An 8,041-nucleotide genomic window follows, 5' to 3' on the forward strand; every position below is an offset into this window, starting at 1 on the left:
ACCAGCCAGGCGAAGGCCAGCAGCAGGGCGAGCAGGCTCCCGCCCAGGCGCTGGCGGGGGCTCAGGGCGCGCCACGTAGAGCGGCCCGGGCGGGTCGCGGTCAGGGCGGTCATGGGGTCTGCCTCCTCGGGTCGAGCCAGTGGCAGATCAGGTCCACCAGGGTGTTGAGGGCCACGAACATCAGGCCCATGACCAGGGCGGTGCCCTGGATCATCGGCACGTCCCGGGCGACGATGGCGTGCACCAGGGCGTGGCCGATGCCGGGCCAGGCGAACAGGGTCTCCACCACCACCACGCCCTCGATCAGGTAGACGAACTGCACCCCCAGGTAGGCGACGATGGGCACCGCGGCGTTGCGCAGGCCGTGGCGGCGGAAGCTCAGCCGCTCGCCGAGCCCCTTGGTGCGCGAGAAGCCATAGTAGGCGGAGCCGGCGACGTCGGCCATGGCGTTGCGCGCCACCCGGCTGGAGACCGCGGCCAGCGCCAGGGCCAGGGTCAGGGCCGGCAGCACGAAATGGGCCGCGCGGCCATGGCCGGCGGCGGGCAGCCAGCCCAGGCCCACCGAGAAGAGCAGGATCAGCAGCAGGCCCAGGGCGAAGGGCGGCAGCGCCCGCAGCACACTGGCGGCGACCTCGCTGGCACGGTCCAGCCAGCCACCGGGCCTGAGGCCAGCGGCCAGCCCCAGGGGCGGCCCCAGCAGCAGCGAGAGCAGCACCGCCAGCGCCGCCAGCCCCAGGGAGTGGCCGAGCTGGTGCCACAGCTCGGCCAGCACCGGCTCGCCGCTGACCAGGGAGCGGCCCAGGTCGAACTGCACCAGGTCCCGGAGCCAGCCGAAATAGGCGGAGAGCGCCGGCTGGGCCAGCGCGGCGCGCACCGCCTCGGCGGCGGCGGTGTTGACCATGTCGTGGCCGTAGCGGCCGGCGGCGATGCGGTAGGCCATGTCGCCGGGCAGGGTGCGGGTCAGCACGAAGGTCAGGGTGCCCACCAGCCAAGCCACCAGGCCGGCCTGGAACAGCCGCGGCAGCAGCAGGCCGCCGAGCCCGGTGCGCCAGCCACGGGGCGGCGCGAGCGTCGTCGTGTTCACTCGGCCCACCTCAGTTCCTCCAGGCGGTAGCTGCGCTCCAGCGGATCGATGGAGAAGCCCTCGAGCGCGGCGTTCACCGCCGCGGTCTGCTGGTACCAGGCCACCGGGATGACCGGCATTGCCTCGTTGAGGCGCCTGGCCACTTGGGCGGCCAGGGCGTCGCGGGTCTCGGGGGCGGCGTCGTGGCGCAGGGTGGCGAGCCAGCCGGCCAGCTCGGCGTCCGTCCAGCCCATGGCGCCCCAGTCGCCGCCCATGGCGGCCGGATCGCTGCCGAAGTCGTCCAGCAGGGTGCCCAGCGGATCGGGCACCAGGCCGTAGTTGCGCGCCGCCAGGCCCAGCTCCAGGCTGCCGTCGCGATGGCCGGAGGGAATCTCGCTGGCGTTGCCCACCGCCACCTCGAGTGCCACGCCCAGCTCGCGCCACTGGTCCTGCAGGGCGGTGGCCACCAGCGGCAGCTCGGGGCGGTCGGAGAAGGTGCGCAGGGTCAGGCGGAAGGGCTCGCCGTCACGCTCCAGCACGCCCTGGCCGTTGGCCGCCCAGCCCAGTCCGGCGAGCCGCTCGCGGGCCGCCTCGAGATCCCGGGCCTCTCCGGCGTCGAGGCCCCCATGGGTGGTCAACCCCAGGTGCCAGGGCCCCAGGCTCGCCGGGAAGAGCTCCGGGGCGGCCGCCTCGGGGTCGCGCAGCAGCCCCGCGGCGATGCCGGCGCGGTCGATGGCCTGGCTCAGCGCCCGACGGGCCTCCTGCTGCTCGAGGAAGGGGTGGCCGGCGTTGACCTTGAGCACGATGGTGCGCGGCAGCGGCTCGGCGTGCAGGGCGAGGCGGTCGTGGCGGGCCAGCCGGGCGCGGCTCGCCGGGTCGAGGGTGAAGACGATGTCGGCATCGCCGCTCTCGGCCATCAGCGCACGGGTTTCGCCGCGGCCCACGGCCAGGTAGCTGGCCGCCGCGATGGCCGGGGCCTCTCCCCAGTAGTCGGCGAAGCGCTGGGCGGTCAGGCGCTGCGGGGGCGAGAGCGTCTCGAGCCGGTAGGGGCCGGTGGCGATCACCTGGCGCACCTCGCCGTTCTCGCCGTAGGCGGCGGGCGCCAGGATCAGGGTGGTGGAGTGGGCGAGCAGGGCGGGCAGCGGGGCGAAGGGCTCCTCCAGGCGGATCACCACCTCGTCCCCCTCGGCCGCGATGGCGACGATGGGGGCCGAATCGAGCATCCCCGGCTTGCGCCAGGCGTGGTCGAGGCTCGCCGCGGCGGCCTCGGCGGTGAGTGGCGTGCCGTCGTGGAAGGTCACGCCGTCGCGGAGCCGGAAGTGCCAGCTCAGGCCGTCGTCGCCGACCCGCCACGCCTCGGCCAGCCCGGGGGCCGGCTGGCTGGTCGCGTCGACGTCGACCAGGGTCTCGGCGATGCCCATGCGGGCGAACACATAGCCGGAGGTGGAGGGATCGCTGCCGGTGATCTCCCAGGGGGCGACCACGGCCAGCGGGCGCTCATGGGAGAGTGCGGGAGTCGTGAACAGGGCCAGCCCCAAGCCGGCCGCAAGGGGTAAGAAGTGTCGCATCGAGGTGCCTGTATGGTTAAGTCGCAGGAAGATGAAACTTTATAACATAACATGGTGGGCTGCGGGCAAGGTGGCGTGCGGCCAAGGCCCGTCCTTGCCGCCCCGCGGCATAACCGCTAGCCTCGGATGACAGCCACCACCCCGCCGCCCTCTGGGCCGGCGGGGTGGTGTTTTTGGGTCACCGATGGCATCGCAGGGAGGCAGGGCATGTCAGCGTCGTTCAAGGGGATCGGCTTCATGTGCCTGGGGGTGCTCTGCCTGGCCCTGGGGGACGCCATCGCCAAGTGGCTCGGCGAGACGCACTCGCCGCTGCAGATCATCTTCTTCCGCACCCTGGTGTCGCTGCCGCTGATCGCACTGCTGGCCCATTTCGGCGGGGGACTGCGCAAACTGCGGACCCGGCGCCCCGGCGTGCACCTGCTGCGCGGGCTCATCTATACCGGCACCATGGTCTGCTTCGTGCTGGGCCTGACCCTGCTGCCGCTGGCCGAGGCCACCGCCATCGCCTTCGTGGCGCCGCTCTTCGTCACCCTGCTGGCGCTGCCCCTGCTCGGCGAGCGCATCGAGGGGCCGGTGCTGGCGGCTTCCCTGGTCGGCTTCCTGGGGGTGCTGATCGTGGTACGCCCGGGCGGCGAGGCCTTCCATCCGGGCTCTCTGGTGCTGGTGGGGGCGGCGCTCTTCTACGCCCTGATGATGATCACCGCGCGGCGCTGGGGTGGGCGTGAGCATCTCTGGGCCATGGTCTTCTACATGACCCTGGTGCCCTTCGTGATCACCGGCCTGGCGCTGCCCTGGGTGTGGCAGGCGCCGCTGCCCTGGCACTGGGTGGGGTTTCTGGGAGCGGGCGTGTTCGGCGTCGGTGCCACGGCCTTCATCACCCTGGCCTTCCGCCATGCCCCGGCCGTCATCGCCGCGCCCTTCGACTACACCGCCATGCTCTGGGCGGTGCTGCTGGGCTGGTGGTTCTGGGGCGAGATGCCCGATCCCTGGGTCTTCCTGGGCAGCGTGCTGATCATCGGCAGTGGCCTGGCCATCGCCTATCGGGAAGGGCGCACGACCCTCAAGCGCCGCCCGACCTCATGAGACCGGGCGGTTGAAGCGCCAGCGCCGCCAGCGCCGCGCGATCAGCCCGTGGCGGGGCGCGAGCAGCAGGGCCAGCAGGAAGAGCCCCGAGGCTACCAGCACGATGGCGCCCCCCGAGGCGACGTCCAGCCTCACCGACAGCACCAGGCCGGCGACCGCGGAGAACACGCCGACGCCCACCGAGAGCGCCAGCATGGTCGTGAAGCGGTCGGTCAGCAGGTGGGCGGTGGCGCCCGGGGTGACCAGCATCGCCACCACGAGGATGATGCCGACGGTTTCCAGGCTGGCCACGATGGTCAGCGTCAGCAGCATGATCAGGCCGTAGTGGATGGCGCTGACGGGAAAGCCCAGCGCCTGGGCCTGCTGGGGGTCGAAGGTATAGAGCAGCAGCGGGCGATAGGCCAGCCAGATCGTCAGTGCCGCCACCAGGCTGGCCAGCAGGGTCAGCATCAGCGCCGAGGCCTGCACGCCCAGCACGTTGCCGAACAGGATATGCATGAGATGCGTGCTGGTGGTGATCTTGCTGATGATCACGATACCCAGGGCAAAGGCGGCGGTGAACATCAGCCCCATGGCCGCATCGGACTTGATGCGGGTATGGCGCTCGATGGCGCCGATGCCCAGCGAGGTCAGGGCGCCGGTCACGAAGGCGCCGACGAAGAACGGCCAGCCCAGCAGGTAGGCGATCGCTACACCGGGCAGCACCGCATGGGAGATGGCATCGCCCAGCAGCGACCAGCGCTTGAGCACCACGAAGCAGGAGAGCAGCCCGCAGGTCGCGCCCACCAGCACCGAGGTCAGCAGCGCGCGCTGCATGAAGCGGTACTCGAAGGGCGCGGCCAGGCTCTCGGGCAGCAGGCCCACCACCAGCATCAGCGCCGCGGTCAGGGTGTCGATCACCCCGGTGGTCAGGGTCTCAAGCGGCAACACTCATCCCTCCTGCGGGCAGCCGCGGGGCGCCCACGGCGAGTCGTGCCAGCATGCTGTCGCTGAGCATCGTCTCCGGTGCGCCCATGCCGATCACCCGGCGGTTGATCAGCAGCGCCTGGTCGGCATGGCGGCGCGCCCCCGGCAGGTCGTGGGTCACCATGATGATGGTGCGACCGGCCCGGCGCTGACGCTCGAGGGTGGCCATGATCAGCGCCTCGCTGGGCGGGTCGACGCCGGCCAGGGGCTCGTCGAGGAGCAGGATGGGGGCCTGCTGGGCCAGGGCGCGGGCCAGCATCACGCGCTTCTTCTGTCCCCCCGACAGCTCGCCGATGGGCCGAGCGGCCATCTCGGTCATGTCGACGGCATCCAGGGCCTCCTCGACCGCATGGCGGTGGACGGGATTGGCCCAGCGCTTGGGGAGCAGGCGCTGCCACAGCGGGTCCTGGCGCATCAGGCCGAAACGCCCGGTCATCACCGTGTCGCGGACCGAGATGGGGAAGTCCCACTCCATGCGATCCTGCTGCGCCATGTAGGCGATGCTGCCGGCCCGGCGCTGGGCCCGCGGGGACCGGCCGAGGATCCTGAGCTCACCGCGCAGGGGCGAGAGGGTACCGACCACCACGTTCAGCAGGCTGGACTTGCCGCCGCCGTTGGGCCCCACGATGGCGGTCCACTGGCCCTGGGGCAGCGACAGCGAGATCTCCTCGAGTACCGGCTCCTGGCGGTAGGCGGCATAGAGCCCCCGGACCTCGAGGGCCGGCGTGGTGTCAGGGGTTGGACTCGCCATCGGCGCCTCCCAGGGTCTCGGTGAGCAGGCGGGCGTTGTGGCGCAGCAGGCTGATGTAGTCGGGGGCCTCGCCGTCCGCCTCGCTGAGGGAATCGACGAACAGCGGCCCGGCGATTGCCACCTCGGTCTCCTCGGCCACGCTGCGCACGTGCCGATCGGAAATGGTGCTCTCCCAGAAGATGGCCGCGGGGCGGCGCTCCTCGATGAGATCCACGATGCGCATGATCTGGCGCGGCGTGCCCTCCTCCTCGGCATTGGTGCCCCAGATGCCGTCGTGCTCGAACCCGAAGGCCTCGGCGAAGTAGAGGAAGGCGGCCTCGCTGGTGATCAGCAGGCGTCGGTCGTCGGGGATGGCGGCCAGGGACTCCTGCAGCTCGGCGTGCAGCTCGTGCAGCGACTGGCCGAGCGCCTCGCCGCGTTCCGCGAAGGCGTCAGCCGCCTCGGGGCGGGCCTCGCCGAGCGCCTCGGCGATGACCCGCGCATACTCGGCCGCGGCGCGCGGGTCCATCCACAGATGGGGGTCGGCCTCACCGGCGTAGTCGCCGGTCACGATGGGTTGGGTGGCGTAGCCGCTCTCCTCGGCCAGGGCGATCAGCGGGACCCCGTCGCGCACGGTGGCACGCACCTGGCCGAGCCACTGCTCGAGGCCATAGCCGTTGTAGAGCACCACGTCGGCGCGTTCCAGCGTGATGAAGTTGCTCGGTACCAGCTCCCATTCGTGCACCTCGGCCCCGACCGGGGTCAGCACCTCGATCCGAGCGTCGTCACCGGCGACCTGCCGGGCGAGATCGCCGATCACCGAGAAGGTGACCGCGACCCTCAGCGGCGGCTGATCGGCCTGGGCGGTAGCGGGAAGCGCCAGCAGGAGGGCGGCGACAAAGGGCAGGGAGCGCAGCAGGGGCAGCATCGAGTTCCTTTCCTTCTTGGGTGGAGGTGGTAGCGACGCGCTGGGCGGTCGCCGGGGCCGCAAGGATAACCCTATCGTGAATATCTTAGCCAAGGTTAACTTGTAGGGTAGTAGGAAATTTCTATCGAGGCGATGTTGTCGATTGAAGCGGGCATTGGCTATATTGGCCCGACAGTCCCCCATGCCGACCCTGTGATGCCCTATAGCCTGAACAAGTCCGATGCGCTTCCGCCCAGCGATCAGCACGCTAGGCAGTATGCGGCCGTGCGCAATGCCCATGAAACCGAGCTGCTGGAAGACTATGTCGAACTGATCGGTGACCTGCTCAAGCACCAGGGGGAGGCGCGCTCGGCCGACGTCGCGGCGCGCATGGGAGTCAGCCAGGCCACGGTGTCGAAGACGGTGGCCCGGCTCAAGTCGCTCGGCCTGGTATCGAGCCAGCCCTATCGCTCGCTGTTCCTGACCGAGAGCGGCGAGGCCATGGCCGAGATGGCCCGTCGGCGTCACGCCATCGTCCTGCAGTTCCTGCGCGCGCTGGGCGTCAGCGACAGCACGGCCAGGATCGACGCGGAAGGCATGGAGCATCACGTCAGCCAGGAGACCCTGGAGGTCATGCAGCGCTTCACCCAGCAGCAGGGCGATATCTGACGCGTCCCGCTGGGCAATGTCACGCCAGTCTGCGAAGACCATTCTATTTCCTCCCGCCGTCTTTCATCCCCGTAGGGGTCTCGCCGGGGGGGGGCCTAGCGGTCGTGGCCAAACGCCCGTGCCGCGGCCTCCGGATCGGGCCGGCCGCAGATCGCCGAGATCACCGCCAGGCCCCGGGCGCCGGCCTGGCGCACCGATGCGGCGTGCTCGGCCTTGAGCCCGCCGATGGCCACCGCCGGCAGAGGGCTCGCCGCCACCAGTGAGGCCAGGCCGGTAAAGCCCAGGGGCTCGGCGTGGTCGTGCTTGCTGGGGGTGGCGAACACCGGCCCCAGCCCCAGGTAGTCGAGGCGCTCGGCATCGAGCCGGGCGAGCTGCTCCAGGGTCTGTACCGAGAGGCCCAGCAGCGCCTGGTCGCCCAGTTCGGCTCGGGCGGCGGCCACCTCGCCGTCGTCCTGGCCGATATGCAGGCCGTCGGCGCCGCTCTCGAGGGCCACCGCCAGGCGGTCGTTGATGATCAGCGGCACGCCGCTGCCGGCCAGCGCCGCCTTGAGCCGCCGCGCCTGGTCGATCATCTCGCCATCGGAGGCGTGCTTGTCACGCAGCTGTACCACCGTTACCGCCGCGCACCGCGGCGACCACCGTCTCCACCAGTCCGCGCTCGGCGCACAGGCCGGGGTCGGTGACCAGGTACAGGGATAGATCAAGTCTCATCGGTTATCTCCAGTCGCAGGCGGCCTCTCAGGGTCTCGCCATCCAGGGCATGCAGGGCGTCGAGGAAGTCCACCGCGAAGCTGCCCGGGCCCCGAGCGGTCTCGCCGGCAAGCGCCCCGGCCGCGGCGTAGCAGGCCAGGGCCGCCACGCTGGCGTCGAAGGGATCCTCGGCGCCGACCAGGAAGGCGGCCACCACCCCGGTGAGCGAGCAACCCAGGGTAGTCACCTTCGGCATCAGCGGGTGGCCGCCGGCAACGCTGGCCGACCGGCGGCCGTCGGTGACGAGATCCACCTCGCCGGTCACCGCCACCACGCCGCCGAGGCGGCGGGCCAGGCGAACGGCG

Annotated in this window: 8 protein-coding genes and 1 pseudogene; 2 read left to right on the plus strand and 7 right to left on the minus strand. The window is 71.3% G+C overall.

Going from position 1 to position 8,041, the window contains the following annotated elements; genetic code table 11:
- Positions 1-109: 109 nt before the first annotated feature.
- Together J5F18_RS02850 and J5F18_RS02855 are read right to left on the minus strand one after the other, a co-directional pair.
- Positions 110-1,084 (minus strand): ABC transporter permease, encoded by a 975-nt coding sequence (locus J5F18_RS02850; RefSeq protein WP_346300840.1) that lies wholly within the window; start codon positions 1,082-1,084, stop codon positions 110-112.
- Positions 1,081-2,631 carry an ABC transporter substrate-binding protein gene (locus J5F18_RS02855; RefSeq protein ID WP_346300841.1) on the minus strand — a complete coding sequence of 517 codons (1,551 nt, stop codon included), beginning with the start codon at positions 2,629-2,631 and terminating at the stop codon, positions 1,081-1,083. Before J5F18_RS02855 ends, J5F18_RS02850 begins: the two co-directional genes overlap by 4 nt.
- 207 nt (positions 2,632-2,838) lie before the next feature.
- Between J5F18_RS02855 and J5F18_RS02860 the strand changes: the two genes are divergently transcribed.
- Complete coding sequence (locus J5F18_RS02860) at positions 2,839-3,714, plus strand: DMT family transporter (protein WP_346300842.1); 876 nt, start codon at positions 2,839-2,841, stop codon at positions 3,712-3,714.
- Here the strand turns inward: J5F18_RS02860 and J5F18_RS02865 are convergent.
- Genes J5F18_RS02865 through J5F18_RS02875 form a run of 3 tightly spaced genes read right to left on the minus strand, consistent with a single transcriptional unit; the run spans position 3,709 to position 6,338 of the window.
- Positions 3,709-4,644, minus strand: coding sequence for a metal ABC transporter permease (locus tag J5F18_RS02865; protein WP_346300843.1), 936 nt, complete (start codon positions 4,642-4,644; stop codon positions 3,709-3,711). The genes J5F18_RS02860 and J5F18_RS02865 overlap by 6 nt on opposite strands.
- A complete protein-coding gene (locus J5F18_RS02870; RefSeq protein ID WP_346300844.1) occupies positions 4,631-5,431 on the minus strand; it encodes a metal ABC transporter ATP-binding protein in 801 nt (266 codons plus the stop codon). Before J5F18_RS02870 ends, J5F18_RS02865 begins: the two co-directional genes overlap by 14 nt.
- The gene (locus J5F18_RS02875) at positions 5,412-6,338 is read right to left on the minus strand and encodes a zinc ABC transporter substrate-binding protein (protein WP_346300845.1); all 927 of its coding nucleotides are present in this window, start codon (positions 6,336-6,338) and stop codon (positions 5,412-5,414) included. The genes J5F18_RS02870 and J5F18_RS02875 overlap by 20 nt, the downstream gene beginning before the upstream one ends.
- A gap of 195 nt (positions 6,339-6,533) precedes the next feature.
- On the opposite strand from J5F18_RS02875, the gene mntR reads away from it, so the two are divergent.
- Positions 6,534-6,986, plus strand: coding sequence for a manganese-binding transcriptional regulator MntR (gene mntR / locus J5F18_RS02880; protein ID WP_346300846.1), 453 nt, complete (start codon positions 6,534-6,536; stop codon positions 6,984-6,986).
- A gap of 95 nt (positions 6,987-7,081) precedes the next feature.
- Here the strand turns inward: mntR and thiE are convergent.
- Positions 7,082-7,697, minus strand: a pseudogene (gene thiE, locus J5F18_RS02885) (thiamine phosphate synthase).
- Positions 7,687-8,041: hydroxyethylthiazole kinase (locus tag J5F18_RS02890; RefSeq protein ID WP_346300847.1), on the minus strand; the 355-nt coding region annotated here is incomplete at its 5' end. The gene J5F18_RS02890 and the pseudogene thiE, both read right to left, overlap by 11 nt.

The organism is Halomonas sp. BM-2019, from assembly GCF_017584085.1.

Excerpts from the sequence above, each read along its gene's own strand:
- J5F18_RS02855 (WP_346300841.1), bottom strand. The coding sequence starts at position 2,631 with ATGCGACACTTCTTACCCCTTGCGGCCGGCTTGGGGCTGGCCCTGTTC.
- J5F18_RS02870 (WP_346300844.1), bottom strand. The coding sequence starts at position 5,431 with ATGGCGAGTCCAACCCCTGACACCACGCCGGCCCTCGAGGTCCGGGGG.
- J5F18_RS02860 (WP_346300842.1), top strand. The coding sequence starts at position 2,839 with ATGTCAGCGTCGTTCAAGGGGATCGGCTTCATGTGCCTGGGGGTGCTC.
- J5F18_RS02875 (WP_346300845.1), bottom strand. The coding sequence starts at position 6,338 with ATGCTGCCCCTGCTGCGCTCCCTGCCCTTTGTCGCCGCCCTCCTGCTG.
- mntR (WP_346300846.1), top strand. The coding sequence starts at position 6,534 with ATGCCCTATAGCCTGAACAAGTCCGATGCGCTTCCGCCCAGCGATCAG.